This is a genomic window from Thioalkalivibrio sp. ARh3, assembly GCF_000377265.1.
Classification (GTDB): Bacteria; Pseudomonadota; Gammaproteobacteria; order Ectothiorhodospirales; family Ectothiorhodospiraceae; genus Thioalkalivibrio; species Thioalkalivibrio thiocyanoxidans.
In genome coordinates, this window is record NZ_KB897950.1 from 93,885 (window position 1) to 110,000 (window position 16,116).

Annotated in this window: 15 protein-coding genes; 13 read left to right on the forward strand and 2 right to left on the reverse strand. The window is 67.7% G+C overall.

Features of this window, described 5'->3' with window-relative positions; translation table 11 throughout:
- A complete protein-coding gene (locus C995_RS0109015; RefSeq protein ID WP_018864625.1) occupies nucleotides 1-1,179 on the reverse strand; it encodes a LysM peptidoglycan-binding domain-containing protein in 1,179 nt (392 codons plus the stop codon).
- Between the two features lie 144 nt (nucleotides 1,180-1,323).
- Between C995_RS0109015 and def the strand changes: the two genes are divergently transcribed.
- The 13 genes from def (at nucleotide 1,324) to msrA (ending at nucleotide 15,619) form a co-directional block, all read left to right on the forward strand.
- A complete protein-coding gene (gene def / locus C995_RS0109020) occupies nucleotides 1,324-1,857 on the forward strand; it encodes a peptide deformylase (RefSeq protein ID WP_018864626.1) in 534 nt (177 codons plus the stop codon).
- The gene (gene fmt / locus C995_RS0109025) at nucleotides 1,857-2,819 is read left to right on the forward strand and encodes a methionyl-tRNA formyltransferase (RefSeq protein WP_018864627.1); all 963 of its coding nucleotides are present in this window, start codon (nucleotides 1,857-1,859) and stop codon (nucleotides 2,817-2,819) included. Before def ends, fmt begins: the two co-directional genes overlap by 1 nt.
- A 3-nt stretch (nucleotides 2,820-2,822) precedes the next feature.
- The gene (gene rsmB / locus C995_RS0109030) at nucleotides 2,823-4,178 is read left to right on the forward strand and encodes a 16S rRNA (cytosine(967)-C(5))-methyltransferase RsmB (protein WP_018864628.1); all 1,356 of its coding nucleotides are present in this window, start codon (nucleotides 2,823-2,825) and stop codon (nucleotides 4,176-4,178) included.
- A 3-nt stretch (nucleotides 4,179-4,181) separates the two neighbouring features.
- Nucleotides 4,182-4,751, forward strand: coding sequence for a DUF4390 domain-containing protein (locus C995_RS0109035; protein WP_018864629.1), 570 nt, complete (start codon nucleotides 4,182-4,184; stop codon nucleotides 4,749-4,751).
- Nucleotides 4,752-5,031: 280 nt separating this feature from the next.
- Nucleotides 5,032-7,242 (forward strand): ATP-binding protein, encoded by a 2,211-nt coding sequence (locus C995_RS0109040; protein ID WP_038070493.1) that lies wholly within the window; start codon nucleotides 5,032-5,034, stop codon nucleotides 7,240-7,242.
- On the forward strand, nucleotides 7,239-8,618 hold the full coding sequence (locus tag C995_RS0109045) for a sigma-54 dependent transcriptional regulator (RefSeq protein WP_018864631.1): 1,380 nt from the start codon (nucleotides 7,239-7,241) through the stop codon (nucleotides 8,616-8,618). The genes C995_RS0109040 and C995_RS0109045 overlap by 4 nt, the downstream gene beginning before the upstream one ends.
- A gap of 62 nt (nucleotides 8,619-8,680) precedes the next feature.
- Nucleotides 8,681-10,060 carry a Trk system potassium transporter TrkA gene (gene trkA / locus C995_RS0109050; protein ID WP_018864632.1) on the forward strand — a complete coding sequence of 460 codons (1,380 nt, stop codon included), beginning with the start codon at nucleotides 8,681-8,683 and terminating at the stop codon, nucleotides 10,058-10,060.
- A gap of 13 nt (nucleotides 10,061-10,073) precedes the next feature.
- The gene (locus tag C995_RS0109055) at nucleotides 10,074-11,528 is read left to right on the forward strand and encodes a TrkH family potassium uptake protein (RefSeq protein WP_018864633.1); all 1,455 of its coding nucleotides are present in this window, start codon (nucleotides 10,074-10,076) and stop codon (nucleotides 11,526-11,528) included.
- A 28-nt stretch (nucleotides 11,529-11,556) separates the two neighbouring features.
- Entirely contained in the window at nucleotides 11,557-11,895 is a 339-nt protein-coding gene (locus tag C995_RS0109060; protein ID WP_018864634.1) for a tetratricopeptide repeat protein, read from the forward strand.
- Complete coding sequence (locus C995_RS0109065; RefSeq protein WP_018864635.1) at nucleotides 11,892-12,869, forward strand: lysophospholipid acyltransferase family protein; 978 nt, start codon at nucleotides 11,892-11,894, stop codon at nucleotides 12,867-12,869. Before C995_RS0109060 ends, C995_RS0109065 begins: the two co-directional genes overlap by 4 nt.
- A 13-nt stretch (nucleotides 12,870-12,882) precedes the next feature.
- Nucleotides 12,883-13,704 carry an Fpg/Nei family DNA glycosylase gene (locus tag C995_RS0109070; RefSeq protein WP_018864636.1) on the forward strand — a complete coding sequence of 274 codons (822 nt, stop codon included), beginning with the start codon at nucleotides 12,883-12,885 and terminating at the stop codon, nucleotides 13,702-13,704.
- A gap of 87 nt (nucleotides 13,705-13,791) precedes the next feature.
- Nucleotides 13,792-14,952, forward strand: coding sequence for a PQQ-dependent sugar dehydrogenase (locus C995_RS0109075; protein ID WP_018864637.1), 1,161 nt, complete (start codon nucleotides 13,792-13,794; stop codon nucleotides 14,950-14,952).
- 31 nt (nucleotides 14,953-14,983) lie between these two features.
- On the forward strand, nucleotides 14,984-15,619 hold the full coding sequence (gene msrA, locus C995_RS0109080; RefSeq protein WP_018864638.1) for a peptide-methionine (S)-S-oxide reductase MsrA: 636 nt from the start codon (nucleotides 14,984-14,986) through the stop codon (nucleotides 15,617-15,619).
- An 18-nt stretch (nucleotides 15,620-15,637) separates the two neighbouring features.
- Here msrA and dut read toward each other — a convergent pair whose 3' ends face one another.
- Nucleotides 15,638-16,099, reverse strand: a complete 462-nt coding sequence (gene dut, locus C995_RS0109085) for a dUTP diphosphatase (protein WP_018864639.1) — start codon at nucleotides 16,097-16,099, stop codon at nucleotides 15,638-15,640.
- Nucleotides 16,100-16,116 lie beyond the last annotated feature (17 nt).

Genomic DNA, 16,116 nt, shown 5'->3' on the forward strand with positions numbered 1-16,116 from the left:
TCAGTGCGACGGATGGCGGACCTTGTCGCCCTCGCGCAGGGTGCGCTCGGCTTCCGTGACCAGGATGTAGGAGACCTTCTCGAAGGTCTGGAACACCATCACGGTGCCGATCGATTCCTCGGGCAGCGTGACGACCTCGTTCGGCTGGTCGCTGACCGGATCGCGAACCTGACGGCCGGCGGTGTAGGCCGTCATGACCTGGCCGTTCTCGATACCGTCGCGCGCGCCGCGGTTGATGATCGCGGCCTGCAGCTGGCCGATCTGACTGATCGCGTCGAACAGGGAGATGATCGTCCCCTCCATGTCCTCCGGCGGGCGCCCGATCTCGAACAGCATGTCCTGCTCGTCGGCAAAGGGGACCAGACGGTCGCCGCGGATGGCCTCGCGCTCGCCCTTGCGGATGTTCGCGCGGGCCACATTGCCGGGCTCGACGATCTCCGCCTCGCCAATCGGCAGGGTCGCGATGCCCAGCTTCTCGCCCGTGTCCGGGTCTACCAGCTCGCCGTCGCGACGCACGATGTGATAGAGGTCGTATTGCTGCGTGTCTTCGGCGTTGCGCACGTAGACACGGTCGCCCGGGCCGAAGATCACGCGCTCGTCCTGCGAGGCGAGGATGTAGGGGGCGTTGTCCAGCGTTTCGTCGTCCAGCACCTGCGGGCGGAACATGAACGACTGCAGGGTGGAGATCGGGGTCACGTCCTCTTCGCGCTCCACCACCCGGATCTCGGGCGACAGGCGCTTGGTCGGGCGCACGCGCGGGCCGCCGTCCACGGTGATGCGCGGCTCGCCATCCACGTAATAGATGCTGAGGACGTCGCCCGGGTAGATCAGATGGGGGTTCTCGACCTCCGGGTTCACCAGCCAGATCTCCGGCCAGTACCAGGGGTCGCGCAGGAACATCGCGGCGATGTCCCACAGGGTGTCGCCCTCGCGGACCACATAGCGTTCGGGCGCCGATTCCCGCAGTTCGGGTTCGGGCTCCGGGGTTTCGGAAACGTCGGAGGCCCGGCCGTTTTCGCGGGAGCTGTCCTCGTCGCGGGCCGTTTGCGTGGCTTCTGTGTCCGAAGAGGTGGTCGCCCCCTCTTCGGTCTGGGTGGCTGCGCAGGCGCCGAGCAACAGCGTTACACTGAGTAAAATGCCCGGCAGAACGAAGGTCGTGGTCGCCCTGGTCTTGTACATTACTGTCCCCTGTCAGGTCCGCGCGCTCCCCGAGCCTTCCCTTGCTTTAGCCCGGCCCCATGCGGATGACGCAATTCCGCGGATATTGCGGTCCAACGTTAGCAGAATTGCGTCATCTGTACAGTACAAAGTTTGAGGTTTTTCATGGCCAAGCGCGAAATACTGCATTTTCCGGATCCCCGTCTGCGGCTGAAGGCGGAGCCGGTGGAGACGGTGGACGACGAGATCCGCACTCTGGTCGACGACATGCTGGAAACGATGTACGACGCCCCGGGCATTGGTCTGGCGGCCACCCAGATCAACGTGCAAAAGCGGGTGCTGGTGGCGGATGTCTCCGATGACCAGAGCGCGCCGCACGTGCTGATCAACCCCGAGATCCTCGAGACCTCCGGCGAGGAGGAGATGGACGAGGGCTGCCTGTCGGTGCCCGGATTCTACGAACGGGTGCAGCGCGCCGACCATATCCGCGTGCGCGCCCTCGGCCGTGATGGCCAGCCCTTCGAACTGGACATCAATGGTCTTCTGGCCGTCTGCATCCAGCACGAGATTGACCACCTCGACGGCAAGCTGTTCGTGGACTACCTCTCCAGCCTGAAGCGCAATCGCATCCGCAAGAAGCTGGAGAAGCAGGGCGCGCGGGCCGGCGCGGGAGACAAGGCCGCGGCGCCTGCCGTCTGATGGGAGTGGCGGACACGGACGTCGAGTCCCTGCGCATTGTCTATGCCGGCACGCCCGACTTCGCGGTCCCCGCGCTGGAGGCCCTGATCGAGCGTGGCCCGCGGCCCGTGGCCGTGTATACCCAGCCGGATCGCCCGGCGGGGCGCGGACGTCAGCTGCGCCCGAGTCCGGTCAAGGTCGCCGCCGAGGCAGCCGGCATCCCGGTGCTGCAGCCGGAATCCCTGAAATCGCCCGAGGCGCAGGCCGAACTGGCCGCCTGGCGCCCGGATATCCTGGTCGTGGCGGCCTACGGGCTGATTCTGCCGCGCGCCGTGCTGGACATTCCCCCTCGGGGCGGACTGAACATCCATGCCTCGCTGCTGCCTCGCTGGCGCGGCGCCGCGCCGATCCACCGCGCGATCCTGGCCGGTGACACCGAGACCGGGGTCTGCCTGATGCAGATGGCGCCCGGCCTGGACACGGGGCCGGTGCACGCCTGTCGCGCGACCCCGATCACGGAAACGACCACCACCGGCGAACTCCACGACACGCTGGCCGCGATGGGCGCCGAACTGCTGCTGGAGCAGCTGCCCGGGATCCTCGCGGGCCGCTCGCAGCCGGAACCGCAGGACGATGCCCACGCGACCTACGCGCACAAGCTGGAGAAAGACGAGGCCTGGCTCGACTTTGCCCGCCCGGCGGTGGAGCTGGATCGCCAGGTGCGGGCCTTCAACCCCTGGCCGGTCGCCCAGGCGCGCTGGGGCGAGCAGGTGATCCGCGTGCATGCCTCGAGCCCGCTGCCCGGGCCGGCGGATCCGGAGCCGGGCACCATCCGTGCCGCGGGCCGCGACGGGGTGGAGATCGGCACCGGGGAGGGCCGGCTGCGTCTGGAAACCGTGCAGCTGCCGGGCAAGCGTCCGGTCGCGGCCGCGGACTGGGCCAACACCACGGCGCTGGTCGGGCAGCGCCTCTTGGGCGGCTGAGCGATGGCGGGCAAGCGCTCCGGACGGATCGTGCCCTCGCGGGTGGACTCGCGCTCCCCGCGGCAGCGAGCACTGGAGGCGGCCGAGGGGGTCGTTCTGCAGGGGCATTCCCTGACGCGCGCGGTCGAGCACGCGACCGACGGACTGAATGCCCGCGACGCGGCCTGGGTGCAGGCGCTGGCCTACACCACGCTGCGCTGGTATCCGCAGCTGTCGGCGCTGGTGAACGGGTTCCTGGAGCGCCCGCTGCGCAAGAAAGACGCGGTGATCGGTGTGCTGTTGGCGCAGGGGCTGGCCGAACTGATGCATTTCTCCACCCGGGACCACGCGGCGGTGCGCGAGACCGCGGAACTCGCGCGGGCGATCCATCGCCCCGGTGCCGTGGGGCTGATCAATGCGGTACTGCGGCGCGCGCAGCGCGAGCAGGATGCGCTGGAGGCCGCGGTCCGGGAAGACCCGGCGCTGCGTTATGCCGTTCCGGAATGGCTGCTGGAGGCGATCCGCGCCTCCTGGCCCGACGACTGGGAGGCGCTGCTGGAGGCGGCCACCCGGCCCGCGCCCATGACCCTGCGCGTGAACCTGTCCCGCATCTCGCGCGAGGACGCCCTCCAGGCACTGGTCGTGGCGGGCCACCCCGCGCAGCCGCATCCGCAACTGGAGGCGGCCCTGACCCTGGAGGAGCCCGCCGACGTGGCCCGGCTGCCCGGTTTTGCCGAGGGTCGGCTCTCGGTGCAGGACGCGTCCGCGCAGTGGGCAGCGGTGCTGCTCGATCCGCAGCCGGGCGAGCGTGTGCTGGATGCCTGCGCGGCCCCGGGCGGCAAGACCGGGCACTTGCTGGAGCGGGCCCGTGGCGAACTCCGGTTGACCGCGCTGGACAGCGACGCCGAGCGCCTGGTGCAGGTGCGCGAGAACCTGGACCGGCTGGGTTTTGCCGCGCAGCTGACCGCGGCCGACGTGGGCGACCCCGATGCCTGGTGGGACGGCCAGCCCTTCGATGCGATCCTGCTGGATGTCCCCTGCTCGGCGACCGGAGTGATCCGGCGCCACCCGGACATCAAGACCCTGCGCCGCGCCGACGACATCCCGCGCCTGGCGGCGGAGCAGGCGCGTATCCTGGAGGCGGCCTGGGGGTTGCTGCGCCCCGGAGGGCGTCTGCTGTACGCGACCTGCTCGCTGTTGGCCGAGGAGAATGACGCGGTGGTTTCGGGCTTTCTCCAGCGTACGCCGGATGCGCGGGCGCTGGCGCCCGAGGGTGGTCCGCCGATCGCCGGCGCCCGCGCGCGGTCGGCGGGCTGGGCGCTGCCACTGGGCCTGGAAGGCGGTGATGGCTTCTACTACGCGTTGTTGACGAAGGATTGAGCCATGCGCGCGGGGCGGTCGGTGATCGGATTTCTGATGGCATGGTTGCTCGTCCTGGCGCTTTTCCCGGTCACGGCACAGGCGCTGGAGATCCGTGACGCCCGCCACCTTTGGATGGACGATGACACCCTGCTGGTGCGCCTGCTGCTCGATATGCGGCTGCCTCAGGTGCTGGAGGAGGCGCTGGCCAATGGTGTCACGCTGGAGTTCGAGGCCGAGGCGCGTATCGAACAAGATCGCTGGCTGGGGCGGGAGTCCGTGCAGAGCGAGACACGCCGCGTCAAGCTGCAATACTTTGCGCTGAACCGCTACTTCCTGGTAACCGACGTGAACGACGACCGGATGGAGCTCAAACCGACCCTGGGCGATGCCCTGGAGCATGTGGCCCGGCGACTCGGGCGCCTGCCGATGCATGGCGTGCCGGGTGCGGTGCGCGAGCGTCCGGAAGACTACAACATGGCGGCGCGCCTGCTCCTGGTGTATTCGGCGCTGCCCTTGCCGTTGCAGCTGGATGCCGGACTGCGCGGCGACCTCACCACCCGGCGGGAGTGGCACCGATGGTCCCTGGATTAGGGAAACGCTGGTCAATGTACACGCTTGCTGCTTCGTCGCTCTTGCGTGCGAACAAGGCGCGGCGACGGCCGTGCAGTCATTCTGCACAAGGGCGCCGAAACGCCGTTCCCGCGCCCGTTATTGATAACAACGGGCGGCCGAGCCCCTTGGGGTTGGTACCCCAGGTTCCCCGATCCTGCGTTGCGCCCCGAATCAATCAAGAACGGGCGGGTAGAACCACTACCCGCTGCGCGACGCACCTGGTCTCGGAAAACCTGGGTTGCCAACGCGAGGGTGTACATTGATCAGCGTTTCCCTAAGGCGCTTCCCGTGGGGCCTGCTGGGCATGGGCCTGCTGTTCCTGCTGCTGCTGACCTCGCTGGTGGTCATGGGCGGGGCGGCGCAGGACCAGGCCCGCTTCGAGCAGCTGTTCCTGTGGCTGCTGGTATTCCACGCCGCAATCCTACTGGTGCTGGGTGGCCTGATCATCCATCAGTTCGTGCGCATGGTCGCCCAGTATCGCAAGGGCGTGCCCGGCAGTCGCCTGACGCTGAGGCTGGTCGGGGGGTTCATGCTGGTCGCGGTGCTGCCGGTCTCGGTCGTCTATTACTTCTCCTTCGAGTTCCTGAACGAGGGCGTGGATTCGTGGTTCGACGTGCGCGTGGATTCCGCCCTGGAGGACGCCCTGGAGCTGTCGCGTTCGTCGCTGGATCTGCGTGTGCGCCAGCTGGCGACCGAGACGCAGGAGATGATGAGCGAGCTGGAAGGCGTGTCCGAGGGCCTGGTCCCGCTGGCCCTGAATGACTATCGCCGCCAGGTCGAGGCCCAGGAACTGACCCTGGTCGGTTCCAACAACCGCATCATCGCCTCCTCCACCGACAGCCCGATCCGCCGCCTGCCGAGCCCGCCGGGGGCCGATATCCTGATGCGGGTCCGCCCGGAGCAGCCCTACTCTCGACTGGAGCCGCAGCCCGATGGCTCGCTGGTCATCCGTGTGGTGGCCACCACCAGCAGTCGCCGACCGGGGGCGGAGAACCGCATCCTGCAGGGGATCTACCCGGTGGACCCGCGCATGTCGGCACTGTCGCAGCGCGTGGAGGATGCCTTCGCCGGCTACCGCGAGTTCGCCTACCTGCGCGGCCCCATTATCCAGGGCTTTATCTTCACCCTGTCGCTGGCCCTGGCGATCTCCCTGATGGCGGCGTTGTGGGCCGGACTGCTGGTCGCGCGACGTATGGTGCGCCCGATCTCCGACCTGGTGCAGGGGACACGCTCGGTCGCGGCCGGGGACTATTCCACCCGGCTCGCGGTGCAACGGGCCGACGAGCTGGGTTTTCTGGTGCAGTCGTTCAACGCCATGACGCGCACGCTGAACGAGGCCCGTGACGAGGCCGAGCGCAACCGCCGCCTGCTGGATGCCGAGCGTGCCTATCTGGAGAGTGTCCTCCAGCATCTCCGTTCCGGCGTGCTGGCGCTGGACGGCAGTCTGCGCCTGCGCACCGCCAACGAGGCCGCCGGCCAGATCCTGGAGTGCGAGCTGCAGGGCGCCCGCACCCGTCCGATCTCCGAGTTGGGTGTCGAGTGCCCGCTGGTCGGGCAGTTCTTCGAGGCGATCAGCGATGCCCTGGTGCGGCAGGAGGACGAATGGTCACGGCAGGTGGTCGTATTCACCCGCAGCGGGCGCAAGGTACTGATGACGCGCGCCGTCTGGCTGCCGACCTCGGGCTCCAGCCGCGGCCTGCATGCGATCGTGTTCGATGACATGACCGAGTTCCTGAAGGCGCAGCGCGACGCCGCCTGGGGCGAGGTAGCACGCCGCCTGGCGCACGAGATCAAGAACCCGTTGACTCCGATCCAGCTCTCTGCCGAGCGTCTGTCGCGCCGTCTGGGCAAGGTCCTGGACGGGGCCGACCGTGATGTTCTGGATCGTGCGACCGGCACGATCATCCAGCAGGTGGAGGCCATGAAGACGCTGGTCAACGCCTTCCGCGACTACGCCCAGGCCCCGCGCCTGGAGCTTGGTTCGGTGGACCTGAACCAGCTGATCCAGGATGTATGCGAGCTGTATGTCGATTCCGACGGGCATTCCCGTGTGCAGACCGATCTGGAGCCGGAGCTCCCCGGGATACGTGGCGATGCCGGACGCCTGCGCCAGCTGTTGCACAACCTCATCAAGAATGCGCTGGAGGCCGGCAAGGAGCAGGACGGGTTCACGGTCCATATCGCGACAGCCTATCTCGACGATCCGGCCGGGCCGCACATCGAGCTGCGCGTAACCGACACCGGCCCTGGGATCAAGCCCGACCTCCTGGAGCGCATCTTTGAGCCCTACACGACGGACAAGCCACGTGGAACCGGTCTCGGTTTGGCGGTCGCACAGAAGATCGTCGAGGAACATGGGGGCATGATTGAGTGCCATAATGCACCGGCGGGCGAAGGCGGGGCCGTCTTCCGCATCCGCATCCCGGTGGAGCATACCCCGCAGGCCCTGGCCCACGAGGAACGGGAATGAGCGAACCCTACGTACTGGTCGTCGACGACGAACCGGATATCCGGATGCTGTTGCAGGATGTCCTCGAGGACGAGGGCTACCAGGTGGCGCTGGCCGGCTCGGTGACCGAGGCCAAGGCCCAGCGCCGCAGCCGGCGACCCGATCTGATCCTGCTCGACGTCTGGATGCCGGACGGTGACGGGATATCCCTGCTCAAGGAATGGGGCGACGACGAGGGCCTGCCGTGCCCGGTGGTGATGATCTCCGGGCACGGCAACGTGGAGACTGCCGTCGATGCCACGCGGCTGGGCGCCTATGACTTCATCGAAAAGCCGCTGTCGATCGACAAGCTGCTGATCACGCTGAACAACGCCCTGGAGGCTGCCCGCCTGCAGCGCGAGAATGTGGGTCTGAAACGCCATGCCGGCACGGTCGCCGATCCGGTGGGCGGCAGTGCCGTGATGGTGAATCTGCGCGACCAGGTGCAGCGCATGGCGCAGCACGACACCTGGGTGCTGATCACCGGCGAACCCGGGGTGGGCAAGCAGACCTTCGCCCGCCTTCTGCATGCGCGCAGCGCGCGCCGGGACAGTCCGTTCATCGTGGTCTCGGTCGGTTCGCTGTCGGGCGAGGAGGCGATTGGCGAGCTGTTCGGCAGCGAGCAGGGCGACCGCGTGCGCTATGGCTTGCTGGAGCAGGCGGGCGGTGGCGTGCTGTTTCTCGACGAGGTCGCGGAGATGGACATGCAGACGCAGGGCCGGCTGCTGCATGCCCTGGACACCCAGCGCATCACCCGGATCGGGGGCGACCAGCCGATCAGCGTCAATGTACGGGTGATCGCCGCCACTCAGCACGATCTCGGCGAGGCCGTGGAGCAGGGCCGGTTTCGCGAGGACCTGTATTACCGGCTGAACGTACTGCCACTGGCGATCCCACCGCTGCGCGAGCACGCGGAGGACATCCCGGAGCTGCTGGACTACCATATGCGTCATCTGCACCAGCAGGAAGGCCTGCCGATGCGGGTGTTCCAGCGTCCGGCGCTGGAGCGGCTGCAGCAGTATCAGTGGCCCGGCAATGTGCGCGAGCTGCGCAACCTCGTGCAGCGGATGATGATCCTCGGCTCCGGCGACGAGATCACCCGCGACGAGGTCGAGCGCACCCTGACCGGCCAGCCGCAGCGCGGCGATGAGTTCGAGGAGGGGGCGCTGGCGATCCCCGACCTGCCGCTGCGCGAGGCGCGCGAGCAGTTCGAGCGCGAGTATCTGATCCAGCAACTGGAGCGTTCGGAAGGCAACATGACACGGCTGGCCGAGCGGGTGGGGCTGGAGCGCACCCATCTCTATCGCAAGTTCAAGGCACTGGGCATCGATCCAAAACGGGTGAAGGCCGACGGCTGAGGCGCCAGGGAGACATTCGTTTACCTGGCACGGCGCCCTGACATCTCCGGGACGGGAGACGCATGAAGCACATCATCATCCTCGGCGCCGGGCAGGTGGGCCAGTCACTGGCCGAGGCCCTGAGCGCCGACGGCATCGACATCACCATCGTCGACTCCCGCGCCGAGCGCCTGGCCGAGCTGGAGGATCAGTTCGACATCAAGACGGTGAATGGCTTCGCCTCGCACCCGAGCGTGCTGGAGGTCGCCGGGGCTCAGGACGCCTCGATGGTCATTGCGGTGACCGACTCCGACGAAGTGAACATGATCGCCTGTCAGGTCGCCTCCACCCTGTTCAACGTCGAAACCAAGATCGCCCGCGTGCGCTCGCGGGACTACCACGAGACTCCGGCACTGTTCGCCCAGGATGCGATGCCGGTGGACATGCTGATCTCGCCGGAGGCGATCGTCACCCGCCATATCCACCGCCTGATCGAGCATCCGGGCTCGCTGCAGGTGCTGGAGTTCGCCGAGGGGCTGGTGTCGCTGGTTGGCGTGCGCGCCTACTACGGTGGGCCGCTGGTCGGGCACGAGCTGAAAAACCTCAAAAGCGACATGCCCGGCATCCACACCCGGGTCGCCGCCATCTTTCGCAAGAACCGCTCCATCCAGCCGGATGGCGATACCGTGATCGAGGCCGACGACGAGGTCTTCTTCGTCGCGGCGAAGAAGAACATCCGCGCGGTGACCTCGGAGCTGCGCAAGATGGAAAAGCCGTACAAGCGCATCATGATCGCCGGGGGTGGCAATATCGGCGAGCGCCTGGCGGAGACGCTCAGCAAGCGTTATCGGGTCAAGGTGATCGAGCGTGATCCCGACCGTGCGGACTACCTCGCGCGCTTGCTGCCCAGCAATGTGCTCGTGCTGCATGGCGACAGCGCGGACGACCGCTTCCTCGAATCGATCGGCATCGAGCACAATGATGTCTTCTGCGCGGTGACCAACGACGACCAGGCGAACATCTTTGCCGGCATGCTGGCCAAGCGCTGGGGCGTGCGCAAGGTAATGTCGCTGATCAACCGCCCGAGCTATGTGGACCTGCTGCAAAGCGGCACGATCGATGTCGCGATTTCGCCGCAGCAGGCGACCATCAGCGCGCTGCTGGCACGCGTGCGCGAGGGCGGGACGGCCACCGTGCACACCCTGCGTCGCGGCGCGGCCGAGGCGATCGAGACGGTGGTGAACGGCGATGCCCGCACCTCGCAGGTGGTCGGCCGGCAGATCGAGGAGATCGACTTCCCCGAGGGCACGAGCGTGGGCGCGGTGGTGCGCGGCGAGGACGTGATCATCCCGCACCACGACACGGTGATCGAGGCCGGCGACCACGTGATCCTGTTCCTGACCGACCGGCGCAAGGTCAAGCAGGTGCAGCGCCTGTTCCAGCCCTCCGCGCTGTTCTTCTAGGTCGTACTGGCCGATGCTGCATTTCGCATCCACCGCCCGCCTGCTTGGGGTCCTGCTGACGCTGTTCAGCCTGACCATGCTGCCGCCGGCGCTGATCGGCTTTCTCTATGGCGAATCCACGGCCTGGGTGTTTCTGCAGGCGTTCGCGCTGTTGCTGCTGATCGGCGGGATCCTGTGGGGCTCGCTGTACAAGGCGCGCTGCGAGCTGCAGGTGCGTGACGGTTTCATCCTGGTGGTGCTGTTCTGGCTGGGGCTGGGGATCGCCGGGGCGGCACCGCTGGTGCTGGACCCGAACCTGCCGGTCTCGTTTACCGATGCGGTGTTCGAGTCGATGTCAGGACTCACCACCACCGGGGCGACGGTGCTTACCGGGCTGGACGACCTGCCGCGCGCGATCCTGTGGTATCGCCAGCAGCTGCAGTGGCTGGGGGGCATGGGGATCATCGTGCTGGCGGTGGCGATCCTGCCGCTGCTGGGCGTGGGCGGCATGCAGCTGTTCAAGGCCGAAACCCCCGGCCCGATCCGCGACAACAAGCTGACCCCGCGCATTGCCGAGACCGCGCGCAACCTCTGGTACATCTACCTGGGTCTGACCGTGGCCTGTGCGCTGGCCTACTGGGCCGCCGGGATGGAGGCCTTCGACGCGGTTGCGCACTCGTTTACCACGGTGGCTATCGGCGGCTTCTCGACCTATGACGCCAGCATCGGCCACTTCGATTCGGTGGCGATCGAGACGGTCGCGATCGCGTTCATGATCCTCGGCGGGATGAACTTTGCGCTGCACTTCCTGGTGCTGCACCGCGCGACCTGGAAGCCCTACCAGCGGGATGAGGAACTGCGCACCTACCTGCTGGTGCTCGGTTCCGCCGTGATTGTGGTGGTCGGTTTCATGCTCTGGAGCGGTTTCACCGACCAGGTCGGTGATGCCCTGCGTCGGGGGGTGTTCCATGTCGTCTCTATCGCGACTACCACGGGTTATGCGACCGATGCCTTCTATCTCTGGCCGGGGTTCCTGCCGGTTCTGCTGATCTTCCTGTCCTTTATTGGAGGTTGCACGGGCTCCACCGGCGGCGGGATGAAGGTGGTGCGCGTGCTGCTGCTGGCCAAGCAGGGCCTGCGCGAGATCAAGCGCCTGATCCATCCCCATGCCCGAATCGCGGTGAAGGTGAACGGCAAGGAGGCGCCCGACCGCGTGGTCCAGGCGGTCTGGGGCTTCCTCGCCGCCTACGTAATGGTCTTCGTGGTGATGATGCTGGCGCTGATGGCCTCGGGACTCGATCAGGTCACGTCGTTTTCTGCGGTAGCCGCGACCCTGAACAACCTTGGCCCGGGGCTGGGCGAAGTCGGGCCCAACTTTCAGTCGATCAACGACTTCAGCAAGTGGGTGCTGGTGCTGGCCATGCTGATGGGCCGGCTGGAAATCTTTACCGTGCTGGTGCTTCTGTCGCCCGCCTTCTGGCGGCGTTAGCCTGAAGATATCCAGAAGGAGGAGCCCTATGAGTGACATGATCGAACGCTTCCAGAACATGCTGGATGGCGGACAGGACTCCGCGATGCTGCGTTTTTCGCTGGGCAATGCCCTGGCAACCGACGGCCAGAAGGAGGCCGCGATCCCGCACCTGGAACGCGCGCTGGAACTGGATGGCGGCTATTCCGCCGCCTGGAAGCTGCTGGCCAAGACCCTCGTCGACCTGGAGCGGCCGCAGGCCGCGCTCTCCACCTGCGAGCGCGGCATGGCCATCGCTACCGAGAAGGGCGACCTGCAGGCGGTGAAAGAGATGGAGGTCTATGCGAAGCGCGCACGCAAGCAGCTCGACGCGGGCGGGGGCGCATGAGCGAACAGGTCGGGGAGGGCCGTTCGAGTCCTGAGGCGGGCGCCTATCAGGCCCCGCTGACCGCCCGTCATTTCGCCCCGCGCTACTGGGGCAGCTGGCTGTTGCTGGGCGTGGCCTGGGTGCTGCAGGAGATGCCGCGCCCGGCCGTGCATGCGCTGGCCCGGGGACTCGGGCGGCTGATCCGCAAGGGCGCCGGGCGCAGCCGCGCGGTGGTGGAGCGCAACCTCGAGCTGTGTTTCCCCGAGATGACCCCGGCTGAGCGCGAGAAGCGCATGGAGGCCTATTACCGCTACCAGGCGCAGACCGTGCTGGACTACGGCCTGCTCTGGTTCGGCAAGCCCGGCCAGCACGCCGCGCGCATCCGCGTGGAGGGGCTGGAGCACTACGAGCGCCTGCAGGTGGCCGGCACGCCGGTGATCATCCTTGCCCCGCACTCCTTGGCACTGGACTACGGCGGCGTGCGCATGAGCCAGATGTACGACGGCGTGTCGTTCGCCAAGCCGATGAAGAACCCGGTGCTGGAGTGGATCAACCATCGCAGCCGCACACGCTACTCGGGCGACATCTTCGCCCGCGAGCAGGGCCTGCGCCCGGCCATTCGCCAGCTCCGCCGCGGCCGTTTCTTCTATTACCTGCCGGACGAGGACCTCGGTGCCGAGGGGGCGGTGTTCGTCGACTTCTTCGGGGTCCCCAAGGCGACGCTCACCGCGCTGGGCCGCCTGGCGCGTATGTCGAAGGCGGCCGTGCTGCCCAGCTTCGCCTGGTACGACTCGGTGGCGGACCAGTACGTGATGCGCCTTTGGCCGCCGCTCGTGGGCTTCCCCGGCGGCGACGATCATGCCGATGCCCGGCAGATGAATCAGGCCATCGAACGCGGGATTACGCAGGCCCCGGCCCAGTACCTGTGGTCCATGCGCCTGTTCCGCACCCGCCCCGAGGGCGAGCCGCAGCTCTATCCCAGCCGCAAGCGCTGATCGTCCTGCGGCAATGCCCGAGGGCGATACCATCCACAAGCTCGCCCGGGCGCTGGATCCGGTGCTGGCCGGTGCCGCGCTGGAGGTTGTGGCGACCCGGTCCCGGCGTGGTGCGGCACTGGTGGAGCATGGGGCCATGGCTGCGCGTGGCGTGAGTGCGCGCGGCAAGCATCTGCTGATCGAGCTGGATGACGCCGCGGGCCGCGCCTGGCAGCTGCGTACGCACCTGGGGATGTACGGGACCTGGCACCAGTATGCGCCCGGGGCCGCCTGGCACAAGCCGGAGCATCAGGCCTGGGCCGTGCTGCGGCTGGCGGACCGGGTGCTGGTCTGTTTTCATCCGCGCGAACTCGCCTGGCAGCCCCGGCCGGAGGGGCGCGGCGACCCGGAGCGGCTGGATGCGCGCGTAGGACCGGATCTGCTGGACCCGGCGGTGGACCTGACCGCGGTCGTCCGACGCATCCGGGCCCACAGCGACCCGGTGCGCCCCATCCTGGACGTGCTGCTGGATCAGTCGCTGGCGTCCGGCATCGGGAACATCTACAAGTCGGAGGTGCTGTTCCTGCAGGGACGGCATCCGCTCGACCCGGTCGGTGCGATTGCGGATGACAAGCTCCTCGCGCTCTATCGCGAGGCGGCGCGCCTGCTGCGGCGCAACCTCAAGCCCGGTCCGCGCATCACGCGCGAGCGGGCCGAGACGGACGAGTACCTGAACGTGTACGGGCGCGGCGGGCAGGCCTGCCGGACGTGCGGGACACCGGTGGAGCGGGCGCTGGCGGGCGAACACCTGCGCTCCACCTACTGGTGCCCGTCCTGTCAGCCAGGGAAACACTGATCAATGTACACGCTCGCGTTGGTACCCCAGGGAACCCGGCGGCGGGTACGGGCCACCAACGGATACGGACCTAACGAGGGCAGGGACATGGACAAGCGATACCCGGGGCGGTTGCTGGCGGCCCCATTGCTGGGCGGGCTCCTGGTGGCCTGTGGGGGTTCGGCCGGGATCGCGGCCGAGGAGTTCTACGCGGCCGATGGCGACCTGCGGGGCGAGGTCCTGCACACGGAGCTGAATCATCCCTGGGCGATTGCCTTTCTGCCGGATGGCGGGGTGCTGATCAGCGAGCGGCCCGGACAGCTCCGCTATTTTGCCGACGCGGAAAACCTCGAGGGGCGCGGTGACCTGGTCTCCGGCTTGCCGGATGACCTGGTTTCGCAGAACCAGGGTGGCCTCCTGGATCTGGCCCTGCACCCGGATTTCGAGGAAACCGGCTGGCTGTACTTTACCTATTCCGCGCAGGTGGACGGTGGTCAGACGACCCGCCTGGCGCGCGGGCGGTTCGCCGATGGTGCCCTGCAGGATGTCGAGGTGCTGTTCTCGGCCGAGCCGGGAGTACGCGGCGGTCGCCACTTCGGGTCGCGCATCGTGTTCGATGCGGACCACTACGTCTTTATCAGCATCGGGGACCGTGGAGATCGCGATCATTCACAGGACACGTCCACTCACATCGGCAGTATTGTCCGTCTGCATGACGATGGTTCGGTACCCGATGACAACCCGCTGGTGGATGATGACGAGGCCAAACCGGAACTGTGGGCCTGGGGGGTGCGCAACCCGCAGGGCATGGTGATCGACCCCGAGACCGGCACCTTCTGGCAGAACGAGCATGGCCCGCGCGGTGGCGACGAGGTGAACATCATCGAGCGCGGCCTGAACTACGGCTGGCCGGTGATCAGCCAGGGGCGGGAATATACCGGCGGACCGGTTGGAGAGGGCCTGACCGAGAAGGAGGGAATGGAGTCGCCACTGCACTACTGGACGCCGGCGATCGCGCCCTCGGGTATGGCGATCCTGCGCGATCCGGCCTTTGCAGACTGGGATGGCGATCTGCTGGTCGGCGGGCTGCGCGGGGAGACCCTGCGCAGGCTGACCTTCGAGGATCGCGAACTGGTCAACGAGCAGGACCTGCTGCCGGATCTCGGCCGCCGCATCCGCGATGTGCGCGTGCATGATGGCGCGATCTGGATCCTGACCGACCACAACCCGGGCGAACTGATCCGGCTGACCCCGGCCGATCCCGGCTGACGAATCCACGTTTCTGCGACGGAGTCCCGTAATGTTTGCGTTTTCCGAGCCGCGCATGCCCGCGCCCGAGGAGGCTCTGCCCGGGCGCGACGAGCCGCTGCCGGTCCCGCCACGGCACATGGTGCTGGGCACGCCACTCGCGCCGCCCTATCCGGATGGCATGCAGGTGCTGCATGTGGGCATGGGCTGTTTCTGGGGTGCGGAGCGCCTGTTCTGGCAGATCGAGGGCGTGTACTCGACCAGTGTGGGCTATGGCGGTGGCTACACCCGCAACCCGACCTACCGGGAGGTCTGTTCCGGGCAGACCGGGCACACGGAGCTGGTGCGTGTCGTGTTCGACCCGGCCCGGGTATCGATCGATACGCTTTTGCGGGTGTTCTGGGAGGGGCACGACCCGACCCAGGGCATGCGCCAGGGCAATGATGTCGGCACGCAGTACCGCTCCGCGATATACGTGGGCTCGGCCGAGCAGCAGGCGGCGGCCGAGGTCAGCCGCGAGCGCTACCAGGCCGCGCTGGACGCTGCGGGGCGCGGCGCCATCACCACGGAGATCCAGCCCCTGGACGCCTGGTACTTCGCCGAGGACTACCACCAGCAGTACCTGGCCAAGGTGCCCAACGGCTATTGCGGTCTGGGCGGGCTGGGCGTTCCGTATCCTTCGGGCTGAGGGATCAACGAGTCGCGGTCATCCGCGGCCGGAGGAACCGAAGCCGCCGATCCCGCGCGTACTCTCCTCGAAGTCCTCGACCACGCGGAAGCGTGGCTGCACGACCGGGACGATCACCAGTTGCGCCAGGCGCTCGCCCACCTCCAGGGTGTACGCCTGCGCACCCCGGTTCCAGCAGGAGACCATCAGCGGCCCCTGGTAGTCGGCGTCGATCAGGCCGACCAGGTTGCCCAGCACCAGACCGTGCTTGTGGCCAAGCCCGGAGCGGGGGAGGATCATCCCGGCGTAGCCCGGGTCCTCGATATGGATCGAGAGCCCGGTCGGGATCAGTTCGGCGGTGCCCGGTTCAAGCGTCAGCGGTGCCTCGATCATCGCGCGCAGGTCGACGCCAGCCGAGCCGTCGGTGGCCGGGGCGGGCAGCGGGAAGTCCGCGCCCATGCGCGGGTCCAGGATCTTCAGGTCAATCTCGGGGACGGGCATTCGGCGTTCCTTGGTCC